Origin of the sequence: Pedobacter sp. BS3 (assembly GCF_008274585.1) — a bacterium.
In the GTDB taxonomy this organism is placed as follows: domain Bacteria; phylum Bacteroidota; class Bacteroidia; order Sphingobacteriales; family Sphingobacteriaceae; genus Hufsiella_A.
The window spans coordinates 437,494-462,000 of sequence record NZ_VTRT01000001.1; the positions used below are offsets into that span (position 1 = coordinate 437,494).

Genomic DNA, 24,507 nt, shown 5'->3' on the forward strand with positions numbered 1-24,507 from the left:
CATGAAGCAGTATGTGCTGATCTTGCTTTGCCTGTACCATTTTAACGCTAATGCCCAGCATGCAGAATCTAAAGAAAATAATACGTTATATACAGCCGGACATGCCGGCGCTTTTATCGGTGGGTTGTACGATGCCTACTATCCATACAGCAAATTGAAATTACATGGCGATTTTGGGCTGGGTGCACCCGATAAGCTGGATGGTGAGCTGCTGCTGTTAAACGGACACATCTATCAGACACAAAGCAGCGGCAAAACGTTTGAAATACCCGATACCGGGTTTACACCTTTTGCGGTAGTTAACTTTTTCCATGCCGATAAGGTATTTAAAGCTACCTTGCCCTTAAGCAAAGATAAGCTCTGCGCTTACCTGGACAGCGTGCTGCCTAATCAGAATGGTATTTACGCCATTCATATCAAAGGAACGTTCGGGCAAATTAAAACGCGGGCTTTTCCGCCTGTTATGCAAAAACCGTATAAACCCCTGGCTGCCATGTTAAATCTCCAGCACTTCTTTTCATTTCATGATGTTCGTGGCGAGCTGGTGGGTTATCGTATACCAGACTATATGGAAGGCCCGAATATCAGCGGCTATCATTTTCATTTTTTATCAGCGGATAAGCAATCCGGAGGGCATATCGTCGATTTACAAACCGGCGCAGTTACCATCGAAGTAGATGTTCTGGACAGCTTTACGGTAGATATTCCGCAAACCAGCGATTTTGAGCATTTTGATTTTACCAAAGACCGCCGCGAAGAAGTGAAGCAGGTAGAAAACGGGAAGAAATAAAAATAATTCTACCATGGGGCACAATCTACGGAAGTAGAATAATGTATCCTTGGCTACAGGCTGATATTAAAACAGCTTATATTTGTTACATGGCAGATAAAAACCTTTACATTATTGCAGGTTGCAACGGCGCAGGCAAAACTACTGCCTCGTTTACCATACTGCCCGAAATTATTTTATGTAAAGAATTTGTCAATGCTGATGAAATAGCCAAAGGCTTATCGCCCTTCCAGCCTGAAAAAGTAGCCTTTGAAGCAGGTAGGATAATGTTAAACCGTATTCACGAACTGCTGGCCAATAACGAAAGCTTTGCCTTTGAAACTACCTTAGCTACCAAAAGCTATAGCGGCAAAATCAAGGAAGCCAAACGCAACGGATATACCGTAACCCTTCTCTTCTTCTGGCTGCAAAGTATTGAGCTGGCAAAAGAAAGGGTAAAAACCCGGGTAGCCGAGGGCGTCCACAACATCGCCCCCAACGTGATTGAAAGAAGATACATAAAGGTATTAGAAATTTATTCGATATTTACCTGCCCATTGTTGATGGAGTGTTGATTTTTGATAATTCAGAAGGAAAATACCAACTGATTGCAAAAAAGAACATTATAGAGAATATCGAAATTATTAACGAAATTAGTTTTAATAAATTGAAGAATTTGCGATGACTAAAGCCGAAAAACAAAAAGAACTATATGATAAAATTCTTCTTGGTCTTGAAAAAGTATATGAAAAGCTGATTGAGTTTAAAAAGCAGAAAAAATCAGAGTTGGTGATACTCAAAGACGGTAAGATTGTTAAAATCAAGCCTTGAGTGAACTTGAAAATAATAAAATTGCTCTAAACCAATCTAATCATTATCGTTGTTACGACTTTTATCGCCCTGCATAATTTGCTGAATCAAAGCGCTCCATGCAAATGGGTTGAACAATGGATTGGCTCCACGCATATTAATATTTTTATTGGTTAAAGCAACGTGGTTATTCTGGAAATTGATAGTACCCAATTCTGCGGCATCCCGCGGAAGCACTTTAGCAGAAGCCAGCAGCTTATCTTTACCCAGATTTTTCTTGGCAATTTCCAGGTCGTCATCCGCAAATTTCATGGTCATAAATTCGCGGGTAAACTCATCGATACTGGCCCAGGGGTACACCCGAACTACAGGCAGGTTTATGGCTTCGGGTTTCATTTTAACCAGTACGGTATAACGGTTATTTGAAACGCCCTGGGGTATAACAATAGCCTCTTTACGGTAACCAACCGAGCTGAAGACCAGCGTGTCCTGCTCATGTGCAACAAATGAAAAATATCCCTGGTAATTAGTTGAAAATACGGCGCTTCGGGATGTTTTATTAATGATGGTTACATACGGAACCACAGAATTGCTATCGGCATTGTACACCACACCCGAGAACTGTACAAGAGGCTTTTCCTGCGCCCTTGCTATGTTAAACAGTGCTGTGATGATGATCAGTATGGCCAATAGTTTTTTCATATCCTGGTAAAGCTATCAAAAATCATGCAATTGTATCGTTAAAAAACGTTAAATAAAAACGGCGATGCATACTTATCCACCGCCGTTTCATAAAAATATTTTTTATGCTGTTTAGTTAAACTGCTCTGGCATTACTGCATTCGGATCGTCCATATCGGTTAAATTGATGGCTTCAACGCTTTCAACTTCGGGTACAGCCTTTTTAATGGCCTGTTCAATGCCGGCTTTCATGGTCATAATGCTCATTGGGCATGAACCGCAGGCGCCTAAAAGACGTAGCTTTACCACATGGTCAGGCGTTATCTCTTCTACCAATACATTACCGCCATCTGCTTCCAGGTAAGGACGGATACTATCTAATGCCGCTTCTACTTTTTGCAACAAATCCATGAACACAAATTTTATTAGTATAAAGGTACAAAAAAATTAATTATCAGCCGGCAAATTACTTTTGGCATTAGCAATTGAAACCTGCTGTGCTACTTTTTGCGCTATTTCCTTAAAGGCCGCTGCCGCCGGGTTACCTGTTTCCAGGATAACCGGTTTGCCCGAATCACCCGAATCGCTGATACCTTTTACCAGCGGTATCTCGCCTAAAAAAGGTACCTGGAACTGCTCTGCCAGGCGCTTGCCGCCATTTTCACCAAAAATATAATATTTATTTTGCGGCAGCTCTGCCGGTGTAAAATACGACATGTTCTCTACCACACCCAGCAGCGGTACATTAATACCATTCATCATGAACATGCCGATCCCTTTACGGGCATCGGCCAAAGCCACATTTTGCGGCGTGGTAACAATAACGGCCCCGGCAACCGGGAAACCCTGGGCCAATGTAATGTGTATATCACCTGTTCCCGGTGGAAGGTCTACCACCAGGTAATCCAGATCGCCCCAGTCGGCATCATTGAACAGTTGTTTCACCGCATTAGATACCATCGGCCCACGCCACGGAACAGGCTGGTCGGGATTGGTGAAAAAGCCGATAGACAGCAGCTTGATGCCGTATTGCTCTATCGGTAAAATGCGGGTTTTGCCATCAGGCGTTTGTATGGCATGAGGCCGCTGCCCTTCAACATTGAACATAATCGGAATAGAAGGACCGTAAATATCAGCGTCAATCAATCCAACCTTTGCGCCACTCTGTGCAAGGCCCAATGCCAGGTTGGCCGATACCGTAGATTTACCCACACCGCCTTTGCCCGAAGCCACAACAATAATATTTTTGATGTTATCGAGGTACGGATTTTTTTGTGCCGCCACCCGCGATGTCATTTTAATAGTTACTTCTGCATCGGCACTTACAAAATGTTTAATAGCATTACGGCAGGCGTTTTCTATCAGGCCTTTCAGCGGACAGGCGGGAGTAGTTAATATAACCGAAAAACTGATGTGATTATCCTGGATAACAATATCCTCAACCATGTTCAGGGTAACCAGGTCTTTTTTCAGATCTGGCTCTTCAACGTGGCTTAATGCGTTTAAAACTTGCTCTTTTGTAATCATGATGCGTGTATGCTGCAAAATTACAAAACCTGTACCGTTAAGCGCTTGTTTACATGGCCTTTTTGCAGATATTTACATTCTGGAAATAATTAGTGCTTTAAAACGTTTTTAAGCCGTAACAGTTTAATGAAAAGAAAGTTCCTGTCCGTTATGCACGTTCCCGGAAAATATGTCAGAGCCGGTATTATTACTATTGCTGTTTTATTGGTTATACTCATTACGGGTATAATGATAGCGTATAATAAACGTGAATCCATTTTACAAGCTACCCTGCAAAAAGCCATCCGCAAGGCTAAGACTGAATATCACCTCAATCTTTCTGTAGATAAAGCCCGTTTTGACGGATTGCAAACCGTTGTGTTTGATAATATTACGGTTGTGCCCGAAAATCGCGACAGCCTGGCACACATCAGTAAGCTGCGTGTGGGCGTTAAGCTGTTCCCGCTGTTATTTGGTAATGTAAAGTTTGGCGAACTTGAACTGTCCGACGGGCGGATCTCGCTGATAAAACGCGACAGCCTGCGTAACTATGATTTCCTTTTCAGGAAGAAAAACCAGGATACCACTGCCCGAACGAAGCTGAACCTGGCAGAGCTGGCTAACAACCTGCTCAATAAATTGCTTAACAAGATACCGGATAACATGGATATCCGCAATTTTGATCTGAGTTACGTGGGCAATAAAGACAGCCTGCGTTTTTTTGTCAGCACGGCAACCATCAAAAACGGTGAACTGAGATCTACCATCCAGGTAAACAATAACGAATCGGTATGGCATGCCCAGGGCGAAGTGGAGCCCGGCGATAAGCAATTTGACATCAGCCTGTTTGCCGAAGGTAAGAAAGTAGAGCTGCCTTTGCTGAAACGTAAGTACGATCTGGTGCTGAATTTTGATACCATCCACGCACAGCTGCGTAAAGTAATTCATAATGGCGATGGTTTGCGTTTAAAGGGAACCTACGCCATCAGGAACCTGCTGATCAACCAGCCCAAAATTGCTGCGCACGATATTGTAGTACCTTCCGGCTCTGTTGATGCCGACCTGATGATCGGCGAAAATTATGTTTCGGTCGACAGCTCCTCCGTCATCCACCTGAAAAATATTACCGCGAAACCGTTTATAAAATACACGCTTCGCCCCAACAAAATTTACGAAGTAAAACTGCATACCGACGAGCTGGATGCCCAGGAACTGTTCAATTCCTTTCCCGAAGGTCTGTTCGAATCGCTGAACGGCATAAAAGTAACAGGCACACTTCAATACGATCTGAATTTCCGGCTGGACACTTCCAACCCCGATGCCGTGCAGTTTGATTCGAGGCTTAACAAAAAGAATTTCAAGATTGTTAGCTGGGGCACAACGCCGCTGGATAAAATAAATAACACCTTTGTCTATACGCCATACGAATACGGCAAACCCATGCGTGATATCATTGTCGGCCCGCCAAACCCCAACTTTACCCCTTTAGACAATATATCGGCCAATCTTAAAAATGCGGTTTTAACGGCCGAAGATCCCTCCTTTTATTCGCATCGCGGTTTTGTAGAAGAATCCATCCGCAAGTCTATTGCCACCGATTTTAAGGAAAAAGCATTTAAGCGTGGCGCCAGCACTATTTCCATGCAGCTGGTGAAAAACGTGTACCTGAACCGGCAAAAAACGCTGGCCCGGAAAATAGAGGAAATTTTGCTGGTATGGCTCATAGAGAATAATCACATCTCCGGCAAATCACGCATGTTTGAGACCTATCTCAACCTGATAGAGTGGGGACGAAATGTGTATGGCATTGGCGAAGCATCACGGTATTATTTTGGTAAACTTCCCGCCGACCTCACCTTAGGCGAAAGTATTTTCCTGGCCAGCATTGTCCCACGGCCTAAAAAGGGCCTGTACTTTTTTGAACCCGACGGCAGCTTACGCGGCAGTCTACGCGGATATTTTAAGCTTATCGGCGGATTAATGGCCCGAAAGGGGCTGACTGCTCCCGATACCAATGCCTACGGCTTTTATTCTGTACGACTCAAAGAAAGCCTGCGTCAGCAGATTGCCCCCGATACCATATCTATTGATACATTGATGAAAGATGTGGATGATGATGCCGACACCCGCTCATTCCTGGATCGTATCTTCGGTAAAAAGAAGGAAAAAACCGATACGCTAAGCATGCCACCGGCTAAACAACATCATCCCGTGCAGCAGCAACCGGCAGATACTGTGAAAACCCCGGCTGAGCTTCGGCGTGAACGCCGGGAACAACGGCGGCAGGAACGCAAACGGGAGCGTGAAGCAGGTTACAGATAAGTTATAAGTTGTAAGTTTTAGGTGGTAAGTTATAAGTTTTGCCTGATTATTATTTGAAAAGCAATGCCAGCACATTATCGGTTCAGACAGTTCCGTAATGCCGGATGCATAACTGCTCATAACAGATCTTTCATAAGCTTAATACAAAAATCCAAACAGCCATAACGGAATTTTTTGCTGATAGCCGATCTCTATATCATCGGCTACGACGTATGCTTTATCCAGGTGCCTGATTTGTTTTGAAGATTTATCTTTACCACCTATTTCGAATACAGTATCAGCTATCCTGAAATCACTGTCCTGTATATAGCTTACCGGCTTTACCACAGCAACCTGGTTAATAAAAAAGCTTTCACGCATATTTCCAATATTGCTGTTTGTATCTGCCAGGGCGATGTATAAATTGGGATGATGCAGGTATATTTTTTCAGGCTTTTGCAGTAAGCCGATGTCTTTAACAGCGTTATGCAAGCCACGAATAACCCGGAGGTCTTCCAGGTAATGCAGGTAATTTACCAGCGAGTTACGTGTAACTCCCGTACGTTCGCTTAGCTTAGATATATTTGGCTTGAACGGAACAGATTCGGCGATGATATGTAATAACAGGCGGATCTTTTCGATGCTGGCATAGCTGATGTCATGCGAAGCCGGAAGATCTGCTGATAAGGCCAGCGAAATGGTTTCGGCCAGTTTTAACGGATAAGTAGCGTTGTTTTCTATAAAATAGGGATAATAGCCGTATTGGAGATAATTTTTAAAATGCTCAAACGGGCGCAATATCTTAACAATATTACGGGCATGGTTGACGTGATCTTCAAGTAAATGTTCAAGAGTAATAGCATCAAGAGATCTTTTTGTAACCAGTTCAAGGTATTCCCGGAAGGAGAGGCCAAACAATTCATACATTACAGCTCTTCTGCTCAGGTCGCCTTTAGCCTTATCCAGGTGTATAATTGACGAGCCGGTAAATACAACATGCAGATCAGGATGGTCATCATAAATATTCTTTAGTTCCTGCGACCAGTTGCTGTAGCGGTGAACTTCGTCCAGCAACAGAAAGCGGCCACCCTGCTTAACAAATGCATCGGCCAGATCAGCCAGCCTGTTCTCTGTAAAATACAGATCGTCTAAGCTGGCATATAAGGTTTGATGATCCTGCGGGAGCTGTAAAGCGATATATTGAAGCAACAACGTTGTTTTACCTGCTCCTCTTGCGCCTTTAATACCGATCAGCCTGTCGTTCCAGTCTATTTTCTGATGTAAATATCGTTTAAAATCAACTGGCACACGGTCCCGCTTTTTATAGAATTTTGCTGCAAGAGTTTCCATTTTGTTCTTTGTAAAGAGCAAATATGGTTATAAATTGTTTTTTACAAAGAGCAATGTGTGGTTTAATAGTATTATTCGCTATTGGTTTTCAGCTTTTAATTTACTCCTGGATACTATACCGTATTTCGGCATCAATGTTTAACTTGCAATCCGGCAAATGAATAGATACGTTCAGTATGAATAGCGCTCATGAAAACAGATAAAACCGGTTGCAATCTTCAAAGTTGCTTTATGTGCAGGCTGGCCGCTAAGGAGTGGAAGTTCGCAATTGATGCGCACAAAAAGAATTTCCTGGTAAAGAAGGGCGAGCAGTTCATTACCGAAGGCGACCCTGTAACCGGTGTATATTTTGTGTACAGCGGTAAGGTAAAAGTTCATAAAAAATGGGGCGACCGGGAGCTGATCGTTCGTTTTGCTCATAACGGAGCTATTGTGGGTCACCGGGGCATTAGTACCCGTAACATGGTTTATCCGATATCAGCAACGGCCCTTGAAAACAGCTCAGTTTGCTTTGTGGATATTGATTTTTTCATGGCGAGCCTCAAGGTGAATCCTGAGCTGATGCTTAACCTGATGCTGTTTTACGCTGATGAACTACAGGAATCTGAAAAACGGATGCGTAACCTGGCCCTTATGTCCGTAAAGGGCCGTCTGGCGCTGGCCTTGCTTCATTTAAGAGAGCTTTTCGGGATGGATACCGCTGGCTTTATTGATATTGAGCTAAGCCGGCAGGATCTGGCTGCTTTTACGGGAGCTGCCTACGAAACTGTTTTCAGAACATTAAATGAATTTACGTTCGATAAGCTTATTGCGATAGCCGGAAAAAGAATACGTATTACAGATAACGGCAAACTTGTTAACCTGACACTGGATAATGAATCGGCAGGGTAACAAATAAAAATCCCGCTGCCTGAACCAGAACAGCGGGTCTCCTTCATCAAACTTTATTAAAACTTATAGCCAATTCCGGCGCCGGCAATCCACTTGCCGTCTTTTGCCGCGGTTTTGCTCAAGTAATAAAAAGGCAATTGTATGGCCAGGTGTTTGTACACAGCCGTAAGCCCGAAGCCCAGCGTTGGGGTTATCGTAGCGTTCTTTGTTCCTGCGGTTACCTTATCCTCTTTAATCTTTAACGAGGGAAGTAAGCCCACCAACAGACTAAAAGGTTTTTTATTGAATTTCACGCCCGGGCCTGTACAATTTACAAAGGCGCCATCGTCAGCGTAACCGGCTACCAGAACGCCATCAAATAATACAGGTTTTACTCTGCCGGCATCTGGTGTTTGCGCTTTTGCCGAAAAATTAAGCATGCAGAGTACAAGGCCGCCGTACAGGGCAGCATAGTGTTTACGTGTCATAAGGTTTGTTTTTATTTAATTGTTATCAGAAAAATCATTGTGCGGCAGAGGCAGTTACATCTTCACTTTTTCCATAGGTGTAATAAATAGCCATCCCGGTAAATAACAGGCCGCCAATGATGTTGCCCAGTGTTACAATCAGCTGATTATCCAGCCACCAGTCGGCTATGGTAACGTGGGCGCCAAACATCATCCCGGCAGGAATGACAAACATATTGACCACGGCGTGCTCATAGCCTAATGCGAAGAAAATGAAAATCGGGATACCGGCAGCCAATATTTTGCCCAGGGTAGATTTGGATGTCATGGCCATTACTACGCCCATACAGACCATCCAGTTACACAGAATAGCTTTAACAAAAGCTGTAAGCAGGCCCGCCCCTCCATGACTGGCATAGGCGATGGTCTTTTTTTCGGCTACGGCTACAATGGTTTTTTCAATAGCTCCCAATGTTCCGGACGAGCCAAATTCTGAGGCAGCCGCCCAGTACAGGAAAGCAAATAACAAACTTCCGATCAGGTTCCCGGTAAATACCCAGAACAGGTTTTTCAGCATGGTTCCGGCAGAAATTTTCTTCTCCAGGAAGGCCAGCGGAACCAGCGAAAAGCTTCCGGTTACCAGCTCCAGGCCTAAAATAACGATAATGACGAAGCCAACAGGGAATACAACGGCTCCCGCCATGCTGATGTTGGTTTGTGCTACAGCCAGAAACGCCAGCGTTACGGAAATAGCCAGCAGTGCCCCCGACATACTGCCCCGAATTAATAAATCTTTTACAGATAAAGAAGCCTTGTTAAGAGCTGCGCCCATCATGGCGCTGGCTACTTCTTTTGGTGATACATAATCCATAATGATATTGTTTAATAAGTGTTTACAATGTGAATATTAAGCGCCGGTTGCCAGCACAGGCTGCGACTGACCGTTTATCTGGCCGGTAGTTAAGCCGATGTATACTAAATTATCCTCTACCTTTACGGGATAGGTTTGTATGGCGCATTCATCGCCGCTAAGGCACTGGCCGGTAGCCAGCGAAAATGTTTTTTTATGAAACGGACAGGCAATCTTCGGCTCTCCGGCCACGGAGCCAATCATACCACGGCTTAACGCCATCTGTTTACGGTGCGGACATTCGTTTTGTGTAGCATACCACTCGTTACGACGGGTGAAATAGAACAAGGCGATTTGCTGGTCGCCATGCTTTACGCAAACGCCGCCGTTTTCAACCACATCGTTTACGTGGCAGGCGGCAATCCAGTGTGTTGTTTCCATATCTGTGTTATTTAAGGGTTGATTATTCTGTTAAGCTATTTCCAGTCGGCAGCTACTTTCTGGTTACGCATTTCATTAAATGCTACACTCGGATCTTTTTCGCCCGGTGCGTTTACAAAATGGGTAAAGCGTTTCCGGATTTCGGGAGTTTCTACCGCTACCTTCCATTCACATTGATACGCATTTACCAGTTCCTGCATTTCTTCTTCCCATTGCCCGGCCATACCCAGGCTATCGTTTATTACCACGTTACGCAGGTAATCCATACCGCCATCCATTTTATTGAGCCAGGTTGCGGTACGTGTAAGCGGGTCGGCGGTGCGGATGTAGAACATCAGGAAACGGTCGATGTACCGGATGCAGGTTTCGCTGTCGATATCAGCGGCAAGTAATAAGGCATGCTGTGGCTTGCTGCCGCCATTGCCGCATACGTACAGGTTCCAGCCTTTTTCTGTGGCTATGATGCCGAAATCCTTGCTTTGGGCCTCGGCACATTCACGGATGCAGCCGCTTACGGCGGATTTAATTTTGTGCGGCGCCCGCAATCCGCGATAGCGTTCTTCTATTTGTATGGCAAAGCTCACGCTATCGTGCAAACCAAACCGGCACCAGGTGCTGCCTACACAGCTCTTAACCGTACGCAAGGCCTTTCCATACGCGTGTCCGCTTTCAAATCCGGCAGCAATTAGCTCTTCCCAAATCAGCGGTAAATCACTCAAGTGAGCGCCAAACATATCAATGCGCTGGCCGCCGGTTATCTTAGTGTACAGGTTGTATTTCTCGGCTACGCGGCCAATCACCATGAGTTTTTGCGGGGTAATCTCGCCGCCCGGTATCCGCGGAACAACAGAATACGTGCCACCTTTCTGGATGTTAGCCAGAAAACGGTCATTGCTGTCCTGGGCGGTGTCGTTGCCCTTTTTCAGGATCATGTCGTTCCACAAGCTGGCCAGCAGCGATGATACCAACGGTTTGCATACTTCACAGCCGTCGCCTTTGCCCAGGTGGTCGAGCGCCTCATCGTATGAGCGGATATGGTGTATCTTAATAAGATCGTACAGTTCCTGCCGGCTGAAATTAAAATGCTCGCACACTACGTTACGGATATATTTCCCGTTTTGCTTCATGGTGTGCACCATCAAATCCTTGATCATTGGCATACAGCCTCCGCAGCCTGTACCGGCTTTCGTGCATTTCTTTATGGCATCCACAGACTCACAATGATGCTCTGTTACAGCGCTGCAAATGGTTCCTTTATTCACACTTTCGCAGCTACAGATCAACGCATCGTCGGGCAGGGCGGCAACGCCGGAACCTTCTGCCTGTGCCGATCTGTTACGGGCGCCTATTACCAACTCTTCGGGATCAGGCGGCAGCACTATTTTATTATTAACGGTTTGCAGCAGCATGTTATAGGCCGAGGCATCGCCAACTAAAATACCTCCAAGCAGGTATTTGCCATCATTACTGATGTTGATACGTTTGTAAGTCCCTTTGTGCGTATCTTCAAAGCTAATGGTCCGGCATTCGGGTTCAGTTATAAACGCGTCGCCATAGCTGGCTACGTCTACACCAATCAGTTTCAGCTTGGTGCTCATGTCAAATCCGGCGAAAGCCTTTGCCTGGCCACACAGGTTAGCAGCAACAATTTCTGCCATTTCGTATCCGGGTGCAATCAGGCCATAGATCATGTTGTTGTGCAGCGCACACTCGCCAATGGCAAAAACCGATGGATCGCTGGTCTGCATGGTATCATTGACCACGATGCCGCCACGGGGGCCAACCTCAAGTCCTGCTTGTCTGGCCAGCTCGTCACGCGGGCGGATGCCTGCCGAAATAACCAGCATATCTACGGGCAATTGAGTGTCGTCGTTGAATGTTAATGCTTCGATGCGTTCATCGCCTGCTATGGCTGTTGTGCTTTTGTTGAGATGTGTTGTTAAGCCGAGCTCTTTTAGCTTGGATTGCAGAATGTTGCTTCCGGCGCTGTCTATCTGGCGGGGCATTAAGCGTGGTGCATATTCTATGACATGGGTTTCGGTGATGCCTAAATCTATGAGGGCTTTAGCTGCTTCAAGGCCGAGTAAACCTCCGCCCATTACCGCACCCGATTGTGCTTTTGTAGCATAAGCGGCTATCAAATCCAGATCGTCGATGGTGCGATAGACGAAAACGCCTTCTTTGTTTATTCCGGGAATATCGGGCACAAACGGCGAGGAGCCGGTAGCCAGCACCAGGTAATCGTAATCTACAATAAGTCCCTTGCTGGATTGTACGGTTTTATAGATGCGATCTATTTCTGTAACCGGATCGTTAAGGTGCAGCGTAATGTTATTATCGGCATACCAGTTTGCGGAACAGAGTGATAAATCATCAGCGTTCTTTCCATTAAAATACTCACTCAGATGAACGCGGTCATAGGCTCGTCTTTTTTCCTCGCCAAAAACTACAATATCAAAAGAAGATGATTTTGCTATTAATTTTTCGCAAAATTTGTGACTAACCATTCCATTTCCTATAACAACTACGGATGTTTTGCTTTCTTCTGTCATTTCTTCTAAAATTTTGCCAGTTATAATTTAATTTTTAATGGTTTTAATATTTTATATTAAATAATCAGATATAAAATATTATTTTTTTATAGATTTTATAATAAATACAACAAATAAATATATAATCGCCATTTTTATTGTATTAACAATTCAAATAACATAAAATTATCATAATAAATCAATTATTTTATGATTTAAATCATAATTTTTATGAAATTTTGATAAAAAATATACCTGAAAAATGTATTTATCAATTTTTAATAGCAAAAAATGCTTTCAATTGTCAAATTTTTAACGATAAATATTTTATTTATGGATTTTTTTGATAGAAATATGGAATAATTTCACTTTTTATTGAAAAAACGTCTATTGTTTCATTGAAAAATTCAAGCTTTTTATGAAAGTGTTAGAAAATTGAAAGGTTTCACAAAGAAGAATGAGCGGTTATTGCAAAAAGCCAAAAACAAAACTGGATTTTAGTGCGATTTGCAATAAAAAGCTAATAAACTTTAAATTTTAGCGGGATAAAGGCAAAAAGTAATTTATGAGAATAATATTCTTACCAATCGCAGTAAGTTCTCTTTGTCAATGCTACTTTCTTCAGACTTATCATAAAGAATAAGCATATTAACTATTGTACCTGTTTTATGCTCATCTATAAGGTAGGTGATAATACGGTATCCTCCACTTTTTCCTTTTCCCTTGCTTTCAACAGCTAATCTAATTTTATATAAATTATTTCCGAGACTAATTCCCAAGGTAGGATTTTCAAGGAGTTCTTTTTCTAAGGCTTCTAAATCGGCAACTAAGGAGCGGTGTTTTCTCTTATATATTTTTAATCGTTTATAAAATATGGTAGTGTAAGATATGCTGTTTTTCATTTCATATCTTTCAAGGTTAAACCCTTTCGTTTTCCCTGCCGTATTAATTTAACTTCTTTTAAGGCTTCAGCTAACTCAGCATTGATATCTGGTGTATCATTACCCAATACTTTTGCATTGAATCTTTTTAAAATTTGCAATAGTAAGTCTTTGTCCTTGTCGGCAATTTGAACAGTTAAGGTAGCCATAGCTATAATATTTACACAAATATAAACAATAAATTTTGAGGGTGAATAAGGCTGTGATTCAGTGCTTTTTATATCCCTTATTTATCCAGTAAACACCGCTTAACGTAACTATTAATGCCAGCCAGGTAACCCAGGTCATACGCTCGTTCAAAAACAGGGCTCCGAGCAATAATGCAATAAAGGGGTTGATATAGGCATAAATGGAAACCAGTGTTACCGGTAGTCGCTCAAGCGCATATAAAAAACAAGTATAGGTAAATAACGAACCGATTATAATTAAATAGATAAGCGCATACCAGCTGCTTGCGCTTACGTGATGTATCTCGTTAAGATCATCAAAAAGCAAGCCCATAATGACCAGGAAAAAACCTCCGGAGCACAACTGAATAGCTGCGTTGACCAATGCGGGGGTAGTGGTAGGTTTAAATTTGGTATATATGTTACCAAACGCCCAGGCCAGGCAAGCCAGAAAAGCGACCACAATTCCTGTAAAATAATCCTGGTTATTCAAATCTTTCAGGTTATCACGAAATATAAGTACAATGCCAATACATCCTAAAAGCAATCCCAGCAATACGTGCTTATTCGGTAAGGTTCTGTTTTTGTTGGCCGCGAAATTGATGAGCGTTACATAAACCGGCATTACGGAGGTAATAAGCGCCGCTAACCCGCTTGGAATATAACGCTCGCTCCATCCCATTACACCATTACCCAATGCAATCATGAGTACGCCGGGAACAGCCTGCCGTACCAGGTTTATTTTGGTAAGAGTGCTGAGCTTTCCACTTATATACAAGTAGACAATAAGCAGTACGCCTGCCGTGGAGTGACGGATTCCCGAGAACAGCAGCGGAGGAAAAGTGGTTACCCCAATCCACATGGCGAAATAAGTTGTTCCCCATACGATGCAGACCACTGCAAGCGCCAGGTAGGCTTTGGTATTTTCGCGGGTTGAAACCATAGTAAGCAATTTAGCTACTGTATCATTAGCAGTGGCCGAAAGAATAAATATAACGACTGACGATAAAAGTTAAAGAAGGCGTTTCAAACTTACAGTCACGCTGACCCCGAAGTCTCGGAGGGAGCGTCTGTAGCCATGATAAAAATCAATCCTTCGACAAGCTCAGAATGACCATAGTTGGTTTTTGAGATACCTTCAATTATCTCATCGTAAAAATGCTAAATGCTATTTTACAAAGCCGTTTTTATCTTCAGCTCATCCAGTTGTTCGTTAGAGATGGTTGATGGCGAATCGATCATCACATCACGGCCTGAATTGTTTTTCGGGAAAGCGATCACATCGCGAATGCTGTCTAAACCGGCAAACAGCGAACACAGGCGGTCGAAGCCGAAGGCAATACCTCCGTGCGGTGGAGCGCCGTATTCAAAGGCATCCAGTAAAAACCCGAACTGATTTTGGGCTTCTTCGGGAGTAAAGCCAAGATGTTTAAACATGAGCGATTGCAGTTCGCGATTGTGTATCCGGATAGAGCCTCCGCCAATTTCGGTGCCGTTCAGCACCATGTCGTACGCGTTGGCCCGTACGTTGCCGGGATTAGTATCCAGCAGGGCGATATCTTCCGGCTTGGGCGATGTAAACGGATGGTGCATGGCGTGATAGCGGCCGGTTTCTTCATCCCATTCCAGCAGCGGAAAATCAACAACCCAAAGCGGTGCGAAGGTATCTTTATCTCGTAAGCCTAAGCGGTTACCCATTTCCAGGCGCAGCTCATTCAGTTGTTTACGCACCTTATCACCGGTGCCAGCCATTACCAGGATCAGATCGCCGGGAGCGGATTGGAATGCCTCGCTCCATTTTTGCAGATCATCCGGGGTAAAGAATTTGTCTACCGATGATTTCAGCGAGCCGTCTTCGTTGTGACGCATATAGATTAACCCAGTGGCGCCAATCTGCGGCCGCTTTACAAAATCGGTCAGCTCGTCTAACTGTTTACGGGTATAATGTGCGCATCCTTTGGCGTTAATACCCACAACTACATCAGCATTTTCAAACACCGGGAACGAAAGTTCGCCGGAGCCTTTCCAGGTTGCTGGCGCTTTATCATTAGATAGCGAAGCGTTTTTCAGCTCTACAAACTGCATTCCGAAACGGATATCGGGTTTGTCTGAACCATACAGCCGCATGGCATCGGCATAGCTCATGCGTGGAACTTCGCCTAAATCGATATTTTTAACGGCTTTGAACAGGTGCTTAATTAATCCCTCAAACAGGTTCAGGATATCTTCCTGCTCAATAAATGCCATTTCGCAGTCTATCTGTGTAAATTCCGGCTGACGGTCGGCACGCAGGTCTTCATCGCGGAAGCATTTTACTATCTGGAAATAGCGGTCAAAGCCGGACACCATCAGCAGTTGTTTGAACGTTTGCGGCGATTGCGGCAAGGCATAAAATTCGCCGGGGTTCATGCGGCTGGGCACTACAAAGTCGCGGGCGCCTTCGGGTGTAGATTTAATCAGAACCGGGGTTTCTACTTCCAGGAAATTCTGTCCGTCAAGATATTTACGTACTTCCTGCGCCATTTTATGGCGAAGCACCAGGTTGTTCCGCACCGGGTTACGGCGCAGGTCAAGATAACGGTATTTCATGCGCAGGTCGTCGCCGCCATCGGTTTCATCTTCTATTAAAAAGGGAGGGAGCTTGGCCGCATTCAGCACCTGTAACGCTGAAACCTTGATCTCAATTTCGCCGGTAGGCAGCTTAGGATTTTTGTTGGAACGCTCAATGACCTTTCCGGTAACCTGAATGACAAATTCACGGCCTAATTCACGTGCTTTACTGCGGAGGCTTTCGTCATCGTCGGTATTGAAGGTAAGCTGGGTAATGCCGTAACGGTCGCGGACATCAATAAATGTCATGCCGCCAAGGTCACGCGATTTTTGTACCCAACCTGTTAAAGTAACTTCTTTACCAATGTCATTCCGGTTTAACTCGCCGCAAGTATGTGTTCTTAACATAATCCTTTTTTCTGCTGAAGTGCAAAAGTATAATTTTTTGAGAGATGTTAACCGGTTTAAATCTAAAGGAAAGCCAGCTTTGTTATTTATTACAGCTCTACTTCACCCCTAAACACAAACTTAGCCGGTCCTTCCAGAAATACGTCTGAAAAACGCTGCCCGTCAAAGTGAAAACGGATATTAAGGTTGCCGCCTAACACCCGTATAGGTGTACTGATATTGCCCGTCAATCCTTTTTCTATGGCCATAGCCATAGCAACGGCTGTAACGCCGGTTCCACAGGCGTATGTTTCATCTTCTACGCCGCGTTCAAAGGTGCGTACGAAGTAGTGATCGCCAAAATCTTCTACAAAATTTACGTTGATGCCTTCTTGCTTATACGTTTTGTTATTGCGGATGGCATATCCATCGTGATAAACATCTTTTTGCTGAAGATCTTTGGTTAACAGTACATAATGCGGCGAACCGGTATTGAGCACATACGCTTCGCCGTCGCGATTTACCTGCGCTACTTCTATCATTTTCAGACTGATACGCTCGCCATCTTCTGAAATTTTGGCATAATGCGGCCCGTCAACTGCCAAAAAGTTCGTTTCGTTAGGAATCAGCTTCAAATCGTGTGCGAAGGCTACAATACAACGCCCGCCATTACCGCACATGCTGCCCGGGCGACCATCGGCATTATAATAGATCATTTCGAAATCATAGCCGGCCTTAGCTTGCAACAGCATTAAACCATCCGCTCCGACACCAAAATGCCGGTTACAGATACGGGCAACAGTATCGGGGCTAAAGATATCGTAGTGTGCGTTTCTGTTATCAACTAAAACAAAATCGTTGCCTGCACCCTGGTATTTGTAAAAATCTAATTTCATTCGTATGGGGATATTTACCTGCAAATTTGACAATAAGTATTGAATTGCCTGTCATAATGGATTAATAAAAGCTGGTTGTTGCTTTAAAGTATAATGGTTTAACAATTTTTAACATAAAATACCGGGTTCAAAGTTGCAGAAAGGCCTGAAGTGGTATTAAATTTGAATACGTAATCCGGACAAGGGCTTAAATTGATAGTAAATCAATGCGGGTTAGCAGGAAAACGGAGATGAAGATGGTTATTCCTCTCAAATCGAAGTTTCCGGGCTTCGCACATTAAAAAAAATAATTTATTAATATGAAAAAGATAGCAATAACTCTTTTAACCGCATTTGTTGGCGGTGCAGTTGCTGTGGGGGCGTATAAGCTTGTGGAGAATAAATACGCCGACACTGCCAGTTTAGAAGAAAAACAAAAGGTTTATTTTACCAACAATCCCCAGAGCATTACATCGTCAACGGGGCAGCTGGATTTTACCCAGGCGGCCGCGGCCGTAACGCCGGCTGTGGTGCACATTAAAACAACATACAAAGGACAGCAGGGCAACGGTGCGGGCGACCCGTTTGATGACATGTTTAACGACTTTTTCGGTGGCCGCCGCCGTCAGGCAACACCTGTTATGGCTTCTGGTTCGGGGGTAATTATTTCTGACGATGGTTATATTGTAACTAACAACCACGTTGTGGAAGATGCTACGGATATCAGCGTAGTTCTTACCGATAAGCGTACATTTAAAGCTAAGGTTATCGGCCGCGACCCGAATACCGACCTTGCCTTAATAAAGGTTTCGGCTACTAAGCTGCCGGTTGTAAAATTCGGTAACTCAGACAATGTTCGTGTAGGCGAATGGGTATTGGCAGTTGGTTATCCGTTTACCTTAAATACTACGGTAACCGCCGGTATCATCAGTGCCAAAGGTCGCCAGATCGGTATTTTAGGCCAGTCTGAATCAAATCCGTACCAACGCCGAAGCGGCCCGCAGGTCAATACCGCTATTGAATCGTTTATTCAAACCGATGCCGCTATAAACCGTGGTAACAGTGGTGGCGCTTTGGTCAATACCAATGGCGAGCTGATCGGTATTAATGCGGCTATTGCTTCGCAAAGCGGTAATTACGAAGGTTATGGCTTTGCCATCCCCATTAACCTGGCCAAAAAAGTGCTGGATGATTTCATGAAATATGGTACTGTAAAACGTGGTTATATCGGTGTTAGCTTCAGCGAGCTGGATGCCGACCGGGCTAAACAATTGGGTGTAACCGAAATCAACGGTTTATATGTCAACCAGATAGTACCGGGTAGCGGTGCCGAAGCTGCCGGACTGAAAAAAGGTGATATCATTACCAAAGTAGATGGTAACAAGATCTATGCTTCGTCTGATCTCCAGGAACGTGTAGCACGTTTGCGTCCCGGTGATAAAATTAACATTACTTATCTGCACGATGGTAAAGAGCGTACGGTAAATATTACATTGAAAAGCGAAAGTGAATCGCAATTAGCCGGAACCTCGGGCCGCAGCTCAGAAGAAGTATACAACAAGCTCGGTGCAAGCTTTGCTCCGTTAAGCTCAGCTCAAAAACAACGGTACCATATTAATGCAGGTGTGGTTGTTTCGGAAGTACGTCCCGGCGGATTTTTTGACCAGATTGAAATTCCACGTGGAACTATCATTACTTCCATCAATGGTAAACCCGTTAATAAAGTTGACGATATAGACGCTGCTATATCTGATATGCGGGGTGATATGATGCGTGTTAACGGCATAGCGCCGGATGGCTCTAAGGTTGCCTATAATTTCCAGATAGATAACTGATAATTGAATATATCCCATAGTGATAAGGGGGCTGCACTTAAAAAGTTGGCCCCCTTAATTTTTTAATGGCTAAAGACTATATTCGTTAAACATGATCTTCCTGCTCGATAAAGACAGTGATCTTCCCGATCCGGCTCTGGCCGAAGATGATGGTCTGCTGGCCGTAGGCGGCGATTTATCGACCGAACGGCTACTTTCTGCCTATCGCAAGGGCATTTTTCCGTGGTATGCTGACAATACACCTATACTCTGGTACGCTCCGCACCAGCGTTTTGTGCTGTTTCCAGATAAGGTAAAGGTCAGTAAAAGCATGAAGAAAGTAATGCGATCTAATATTTTCCGGATAACATTTAACCAGGCTTTTGCCGATGTGATCAGGCAATGTGCCGCTGTATCCAGGCAGGGACAAGACGGAACCTGGATAACTGCCGACATGCAGCAGGCCTACATAACTTTACATGAAAAAGGTTATGCTCACTCCGTTGAGGTATGGCAAAACACAGATTTGGTCGGCGGTTTATACGGCGTTGAGATCAACACCGTATTTTGCGGCGAAAGCATGTTCAGTAAACAAAGCAATGCTTCAAAAGCAGCGTTGGTATGGCTTTGCAAAAACAGGCACTACACTTTAATAGACTGCCAGGTTTACACCGGGCATTTAGAGCGTATGGGTGCGCAATATATACCAGCATCAGCTTATATGGGTTTTTTAAACGAAGGTGATAATTGAACATTGGCATCCGGTTGCAGAGGTCTTGAAAATTGAACTGAGGAATAATTTTTACTGCAGTAGCATCACATCTTTTTTTTAGCCTGAATTTCATGAGCGGCCTCAAGCAATTCGAGCAGATATACATAGAATGTTAACAGTTCGTATCGTTTGCTTTCCGGCTGTTTTGCAAAACTATCACTCGCCATAATAGTTACACATTCCCACAATATTGCTTTACTTTTTTCCGGGCTAAAGCGAAGAAAGAAATCTTTTAAGGTGTTAATAGCTGTTTGTCTTTTGGTTTCGCTATCCATCATTATACTCTTTAGGGCGGTTGTACAAAGGTATAATTCTTAGTTATGACTAAGAATATAAAAGTAAAAAATTTTCCTACTTGCAACTGTACATGGCAAAGAAATCGGCATTTGAATTAGCAATTGTTGACAGGGTAAGGGAAATGAGAAAAAAATATAAAAAATCTCAAACCTATATTGCCATGATTCTCGATGTTACAGATGGTTACATTGGGCAAATTGAGAGTACAAAATCGGCAAGTATGTATACTTATGACCAATTAAATAAAATTGCCATAGAGTTTAATTGCAGCCCAAAAGACTTCATGCCCGAAGAAGCCAGTCCAATTAGCACAAACATTAAAGATTAATTTAACCCCCGGCTTATTAAAGTCAATAATGACAATAATACCCTTGTATTGGAAATGAGGATATTATTGTTCCACTTTTGTTTATGAAATATTACAGAGACGATATTTTTATTAAACAGTTAGGCAAGCGTATTATCGCACTGCGGAAAGGGAGAAATGTTACGCAGGAAGAATTAGCTGCAAGAACAGGTTTTGAATTAAAACAGATAGGGAGAATTGAAAGAGGAGAAATAAATACAAGTATCAGCCACATACATGCAATTGCAAAAGCGCTGGAGATTGAATTGAAAGAAATGTTTGATTTTGACGCTGGTAATCAGGCAAGACGGTACTAATATATAATGCATTGGAAATGAGGTATATTTCATTAAATTTAAAAGAAATTTAGGGTATGAAATTTCCATCTGTCCATGAGCTTGCAAAATCGGCAAGACAGGTTATAAGCCGTTTTCCTTTCGAGCTTTTTTTCGCTTTAGCGGGTACTATAGCAGCAACAGCACTTGTAGAGTTGGATAATTATATATCTGCTGCCAATTGGTGCATTCGGATAATTATGACGGCCAATTTGGGGCTGGCGCTTACATTTGCAGCAGGATTATACGCAGAGAGCAAGGGTTATTCCATACGGCAAAAAAACCTGTTAAAGTTTACGGTCGCTTTTGCTGCTTTAGGATTTATATTAATTCTGAATCCGCAAAAACGGGAAACGGATTACCTGCAATTTATACTCCTTTGTCTATCGGCACATTTACTGGTATCCTTTTCAGGTTATTTAAAAAAAGATACCATTACTGGTTTCTGGCAATTTAATAAAACCATTTTTCTGCGGTTTCTTGCCGGAGTATTATATAGTACTGTATTGTTCGCCGGTCTTTCGGCAGCCATTGGTTCTATGAATTTTCTATTTGGCTTTGATTTCCGGAGCGATACTTTCAGTATACTGTGGTGCTGGATAGTCGGTATTTTTCAAACTACTTTCTTTCTTGCCGGAGTGCCCCGTGATATTACCGCCCTGCAACAGGATACATCCTATCCGAAAAGCCTGAAAATATTTACGCAATATGTGCTTGTTCCTTTAGCCAGTGTGTACGTACTTATTTTACTGGCTTATGAAACTAAAATTTTATTGGAATGGAAGTTACCGGCAGGTTTAGTATCTAACCTGATATTAGGTTACGCGGTGTTTGGTATATTATCGTTATTGCTGGTTTATCCTATACGTAACCGCGAAGAAAATAAGTGGATAAAAACATATAGCCGGAGCTTTTACTTTTTGCTTGTACCGCTGCTCATCTTATTATTCCTGGCGGTGGGCGTACGTGTTAAAAACTACGGCATTACCGAAGAACGTTATTTTCTATTGGCGCTTGCCGTCTGGCTGGGAATTATTACCGTTTATTTCCTGGTTTCTTCCCGGCAGAATATCAAAATCATACCTATATCGCTTTGTATAGTATCTGTTTTATCGGCCTTCGGGCCGCAAGGCGCCTTTTATGTTTCCAAACAATCGCAATTAAACAGGTTAACCAGATTTGTAGAAAATAAAAAGGCGAAAAACCGGAGGAAAGAAATTAAGAATATTGCTTATTACCTCAACGCCCATCATGGATTAAAGTCACTTCAGCCCCTGGTAAAGGTTGATATTGATAGCATTGAGAGACATTTTAATGCAAAAGTTAATAAGGAAAAAACAAAATGGGGATATACGTATACCACTTATGACGCTAAGAATGATAGCCGGGATAGCGTGCTGGCATTACTTGAACCTACCCTGCTAAAAGAAGAAAAGTCAGTAGGTGAATTAGTATATTTCAGTAACGATAATACCGGAAAAATAACGTTAAATCAGCCCGGCCTGATGATGACGTTCAATTCGAATATATATGCCGAAAACGGCGGAAAAACAGAATCCCGCTTTAAGGGTAAAGGCGTTTCGCTGGCGGTTGATACCAGCAAAAAATCCTATAATCTGGTAGTGAGTATTAACGATGCAAAGTTAGTTTATGAGCCATCTCAAAAATTGAAAAAATTATTTGCTGATAAGCAGCTTATTAAAAACAGTAAGAATAATCAGGTTAGTGTACCGTTAAACCAGATGCAGGATACACTTAAGCTTAGCAATCAGCAAATCATTATACGGTTTGAACAATTGAATGGATACGATACTGAACAACCGGTTAACTTTTACTCAGGGTACGTTATTGTGAATTGAGCGTTATTTAATCTAACCGGCTAAAATCCAGTATGTCGTCTGTAGTTGCACCTAATGCTTCCGCCAGTTGCGTGAGTGTGTAAGCTGTGGGATTTGCTCCATTAACTTCATAATTACTTATAACCTGTTTGTCTTTATAACCTATTTTTAAGGCTAATTCCTTTTGGGTCAGTTTAGCTTCTTTTCTTAACTGCCTCAGGTGTTTACCAAGTTTAATTTTAAAGTCCTCCAGTGTTATTGTTTCCATTTTAATAAGTTGATATTAGTACTTTACTTTTCACCTTTCCACTCGGCATAAAACTGTTCCAGGTAACATTCCATAAAACGATGACGTTCTTCGGCCAGCAGTTTGGCCGTTGCGGTATTCATGCGGTCTTTAAGCAATAATAATTTCTCATAAAAATGATTAATGGTCGGCGCCGTGCTGCTTTTATAGGCTTCTTTACTCATTTTCAAATCAGGCTTAATGCCGGGATTATAAAGTTCCCTGTTTTTATATCCGCCATAGGTAAAAGCCCGAGCAATGCCAATAGCGCCCATAGCATCCAGCCGGTCGGCATCCTGAACCACCTCAAGCTCTTTAGAATGAAAGGTAACCGTTCCTAAGCTGGCTTTGAACGACATATTACGTATAATCTGTTGTACATGCTGGATAATGGTGCTATCAACATCCATACTTTGCAGAAATTCTCCTGCCTTTTGCGGACCAATATCTTCGTTGCCATCATGAAATTTACCGTCGGCAATATCGTGCAACAGCGCAGCAAGCTCTACAACCAGTAGATCAACCTTTTCATAAAAAGCAATATGCCTGGCATTGTTCCATACCCGTTGAATATGCCACCAATCATGTCCGGATTCCGCATGTTGAAGCTCCTGTTTTACAAAAACTACCGTTTTGTCGATAATATCCATGTTGCTACAAAGATGAGTTTTAATTACCCTGCAAGAGAATAAACAATTATATTCGTTAATGTACAATTATTGCTGATGTTAGAAAAATTCAAAGATTATCTGCGGGTAAAAGCCGGCCTTACCGATGAGCAATTTACAGCCATATCGGGTAAACTTAAAACCAGAAAAATTGCTAAAGGAACTATCCTGCTGAGACAAGGCGAAGTTTGCCATCATTCATTCTTTGTTTCAAGCGGATTATTACGTTCATATACCATAGATACTGCCGGAAAAGAGCATATTATACAATTTGCTCCCGAAAACTGGATGATAACAGACCGAAGCAGCAATTATTTTAATGAGCCTTCAGAGCTGTTTATTGATGCCATAGAAGATACAGAATTTATCCTGGTCACTAATGAGTTTATTGATGCGGCAGCCTGTAGCAGCCAGAGTTTTCAACGGTATGATAACAGGGCTTTACATAATCATATCCGTCATTTACAGAGCCGGGTAAGCCTGTTGCTTGGCGCTACGGCAGAACAGCGATACCTGGATTTTATTAAACTATATACCGAACTAACCTTACGCATACCACAATGGATGATTGCTTCATACCTCGGGATAACACCGGAATCATTAAGCCGTGTGCGCAAAGAGCTTGCACATAAAAATTTTAAGCCTTACTGAGGAG

At 43.0% G+C, this 24,507-nt stretch carries 26 protein-coding genes and 1 pseudogene; 11 read left to right on the forward strand and 16 right to left on the reverse strand.

Features of this window, described 5'->3' with window-relative positions; genetic code table 11:
- Position 1: 1 nt before the first annotated feature.
- From budA to FW774_RS20320, 3 genes and pseudogenes are all read left to right on the forward strand, one after another.
- Positions 2–790 carry an acetolactate decarboxylase gene (gene budA / locus FW774_RS01880; RefSeq protein ID WP_149346461.1) on the forward strand — a complete coding sequence of 263 codons (789 nt, stop codon included), beginning with the start codon at positions 2–4 and terminating at the stop codon, positions 788–790.
- 89 nt (positions 791–879) lie between these two features.
- Positions 880–1,454 (forward strand): annotated as a pseudogene (locus tag FW774_RS01885) (zeta toxin family protein).
- Positions 1,451–1,600, forward strand: coding sequence for a hypothetical protein (locus tag FW774_RS20320; protein WP_187774776.1), 150 nt, complete (start codon positions 1,451–1,453; stop codon positions 1,598–1,600). Before FW774_RS01885 ends, FW774_RS20320 begins: the two are co-directional and overlap by 4 nt.
- A gap of 36 nt (positions 1,601–1,636) precedes the next feature.
- Here the strand turns inward: FW774_RS20320 and FW774_RS01890 are convergent, their stop codons facing one another.
- From FW774_RS01890 to FW774_RS01900, 3 genes are all read right to left on the reverse strand, one after another.
- Entirely contained in the window at positions 1,637–2,281 is a 645-nt protein-coding gene (locus tag FW774_RS01890) for a carboxypeptidase-like regulatory domain-containing protein (RefSeq protein WP_149346462.1), read from the reverse strand.
- Between the two features lie 111 nt (positions 2,282–2,392).
- Positions 2,393–2,671 (reverse strand): NifU family protein, encoded by a 279-nt coding sequence (locus FW774_RS01895; protein WP_149346463.1) that lies wholly within the window; start codon positions 2,669–2,671, stop codon positions 2,393–2,395.
- Between the two features lie 36 nt (positions 2,672–2,707).
- Entirely contained in the window at positions 2,708–3,787 is a 1,080-nt protein-coding gene (locus FW774_RS01900; RefSeq protein WP_149346464.1) for an Mrp/NBP35 family ATP-binding protein, read from the reverse strand.
- A gap of 126 nt (positions 3,788–3,913) precedes the next feature.
- Between FW774_RS01900 and FW774_RS01905 the strand changes: the two genes are divergently transcribed.
- On the forward strand, positions 3,914–6,088 hold the full coding sequence (locus FW774_RS01905) for a biosynthetic peptidoglycan transglycosylase (protein WP_149346465.1): 2,175 nt from the start codon (positions 3,914–3,916) through the stop codon (positions 6,086–6,088).
- Positions 6,089–6,226: 138 nt separating this feature from the next.
- On the opposite strand, the gene FW774_RS01910 is transcribed toward FW774_RS01905, so the two are convergent.
- Entirely contained in the window at positions 6,227–7,417 is a 1,191-nt protein-coding gene (locus FW774_RS01910; protein WP_149346466.1) for an ATP-binding protein, read from the reverse strand.
- Positions 7,418–7,606: 189 nt separating this feature from the next.
- On the opposite strand from FW774_RS01910, the gene FW774_RS01915 reads away from it, so the two are divergent.
- On the forward strand, positions 7,607–8,308 hold the full coding sequence (locus FW774_RS01915) for a Crp/Fnr family transcriptional regulator (protein ID WP_149346467.1): 702 nt from the start codon (positions 7,607–7,609) through the stop codon (positions 8,306–8,308).
- Between the two features lie 56 nt (positions 8,309–8,364).
- On the opposite strand, the gene FW774_RS01920 is transcribed toward FW774_RS01915, so the two are convergent.
- The 9 genes from FW774_RS01920 to dapF form a co-directional block, all read right to left on the reverse strand.
- On the reverse strand, positions 8,365–8,775 hold the full coding sequence (locus FW774_RS01920) for a hypothetical protein (RefSeq protein WP_242457673.1): 411 nt from the start codon (positions 8,773–8,775) through the stop codon (positions 8,365–8,367).
- A gap of 34 nt (positions 8,776–8,809) precedes the next feature.
- Positions 8,810–9,625 (reverse strand): formate/nitrite transporter family protein, encoded by an 816-nt coding sequence (locus FW774_RS01925; protein ID WP_149346468.1) that lies wholly within the window; start codon positions 9,623–9,625, stop codon positions 8,810–8,812.
- A gap of 36 nt (positions 9,626–9,661) precedes the next feature.
- Entirely contained in the window at positions 9,662–10,045 is a 384-nt protein-coding gene (gene nirD, locus FW774_RS01930; protein ID WP_149346469.1) for a nitrite reductase small subunit NirD, read from the reverse strand.
- Positions 10,046–10,080: 35 nt separating this feature from the next.
- The gene (gene nirB, locus FW774_RS01935; RefSeq protein WP_149346470.1) at positions 10,081–12,597 is read right to left on the reverse strand and encodes a nitrite reductase large subunit NirB; all 2,517 of its coding nucleotides are present in this window, start codon (positions 12,595–12,597) and stop codon (positions 10,081–10,083) included.
- A gap of 542 nt (positions 12,598–13,139) precedes the next feature.
- Positions 13,140–13,478, reverse strand: coding sequence for an addiction module toxin RelE (locus tag FW774_RS01940; protein ID WP_149346471.1), 339 nt, complete (start codon positions 13,476–13,478; stop codon positions 13,140–13,142).
- The gene (locus FW774_RS01945; RefSeq protein ID WP_149346472.1) at positions 13,475–13,666 is read right to left on the reverse strand and encodes a hypothetical protein; all 192 of its coding nucleotides are present in this window, start codon (positions 13,664–13,666) and stop codon (positions 13,475–13,477) included. The genes FW774_RS01940 and FW774_RS01945 overlap by 4 nt, the downstream gene beginning before the upstream one ends.
- Positions 13,667–13,724: 58 nt before the next feature.
- Complete coding sequence (locus tag FW774_RS01950; RefSeq protein ID WP_149346473.1) at positions 13,725–14,627, reverse strand: DMT family transporter; 903 nt, start codon at positions 14,625–14,627, stop codon at positions 13,725–13,727.
- Between the two features lie 230 nt (positions 14,628–14,857).
- Complete coding sequence (aspS, locus tag FW774_RS01955; protein WP_149346474.1) at positions 14,858–16,642, reverse strand: aspartate--tRNA ligase; 1,785 nt, start codon at positions 16,640–16,642, stop codon at positions 14,858–14,860.
- Between the two features lie 89 nt (positions 16,643–16,731).
- Positions 16,732–17,517 (reverse strand): diaminopimelate epimerase, encoded by a 786-nt coding sequence (gene dapF, locus FW774_RS01960; protein WP_187774777.1) that lies wholly within the window; start codon positions 17,515–17,517, stop codon positions 16,732–16,734.
- Positions 17,518–17,816: 299 nt separating this feature from the next.
- Between dapF and FW774_RS01965 the strand changes: the two genes are divergently transcribed.
- A complete protein-coding gene (locus tag FW774_RS01965) occupies positions 17,817–19,331 on the forward strand; it encodes a Do family serine endopeptidase (protein WP_149346475.1) in 1,515 nt (504 codons plus the stop codon).
- A 91-nt stretch (positions 19,332–19,422) separates the two neighbouring features.
- Positions 19,423–20,061 (forward strand): leucyl/phenylalanyl-tRNA--protein transferase, encoded by a 639-nt coding sequence (gene aat, locus FW774_RS01970; RefSeq protein ID WP_149346476.1) that lies wholly within the window; start codon positions 19,423–19,425, stop codon positions 20,059–20,061.
- Positions 20,062–20,126: 65 nt separating this feature from the next.
- On the opposite strand, the gene FW774_RS01975 is transcribed toward aat, so the two are convergent.
- The gene (locus FW774_RS01975) at positions 20,127–20,360 is read right to left on the reverse strand and encodes a hypothetical protein (protein ID WP_149346477.1); all 234 of its coding nucleotides are present in this window, start codon (positions 20,358–20,360) and stop codon (positions 20,127–20,129) included.
- An 89-nt stretch (positions 20,361–20,449) separates the two neighbouring features.
- Here FW774_RS01975 and FW774_RS01980 point away from each other — a divergent pair, with 89 nt between their 5' ends.
- The 3 genes from FW774_RS01980 to FW774_RS01990 all read left to right on the forward strand — a co-directional run bounded on the left by FW774_RS01980 (position 20,450) and on the right by FW774_RS01990 (position 22,919).
- Positions 20,450–20,707, forward strand: coding sequence for a helix-turn-helix domain-containing protein (locus tag FW774_RS01980; protein WP_149346478.1), 258 nt, complete (start codon positions 20,450–20,452; stop codon positions 20,705–20,707).
- A gap of 83 nt (positions 20,708–20,790) precedes the next feature.
- Positions 20,791–21,042: a helix-turn-helix domain-containing protein gene (locus tag FW774_RS01985; protein ID WP_149346479.1), complete on the forward strand. Its 252-nt coding sequence runs from the start codon at positions 20,791–20,793 to the stop codon at positions 21,040–21,042.
- A 56-nt stretch (positions 21,043–21,098) separates the two neighbouring features.
- On the forward strand, positions 21,099–22,919 hold the full coding sequence (locus tag FW774_RS01990) for a DUF4153 domain-containing protein (RefSeq protein WP_149346480.1): 1,821 nt from the start codon (positions 21,099–21,101) through the stop codon (positions 22,917–22,919).
- A 7-nt stretch (positions 22,920–22,926) separates the two neighbouring features.
- On the opposite strand, the gene FW774_RS01995 is transcribed toward FW774_RS01990, so the two are convergent.
- Both FW774_RS01995 and FW774_RS02000 read right to left on the reverse strand, forming a co-directional pair.
- A complete protein-coding gene (locus FW774_RS01995) occupies positions 22,927–23,166 on the reverse strand; it encodes a helix-turn-helix domain-containing protein (RefSeq protein WP_149346481.1) in 240 nt (79 codons plus the stop codon).
- 23 nt (positions 23,167–23,189) lie between these two features.
- Positions 23,190–23,834, reverse strand: a complete 645-nt coding sequence (locus FW774_RS02000) for an HD domain-containing protein (protein ID WP_149346482.1) — start codon at positions 23,832–23,834, stop codon at positions 23,190–23,192.
- A gap of 75 nt (positions 23,835–23,909) precedes the next feature.
- Here FW774_RS02000 and FW774_RS02005 point away from each other — a divergent pair, with 75 nt between their 5' ends.
- Positions 23,910–24,503, forward strand: coding sequence for a Crp/Fnr family transcriptional regulator (locus FW774_RS02005; RefSeq protein WP_149346483.1), 594 nt, complete (start codon positions 23,910–23,912; stop codon positions 24,501–24,503).
- Positions 24,504–24,507 lie beyond the last annotated feature (4 nt).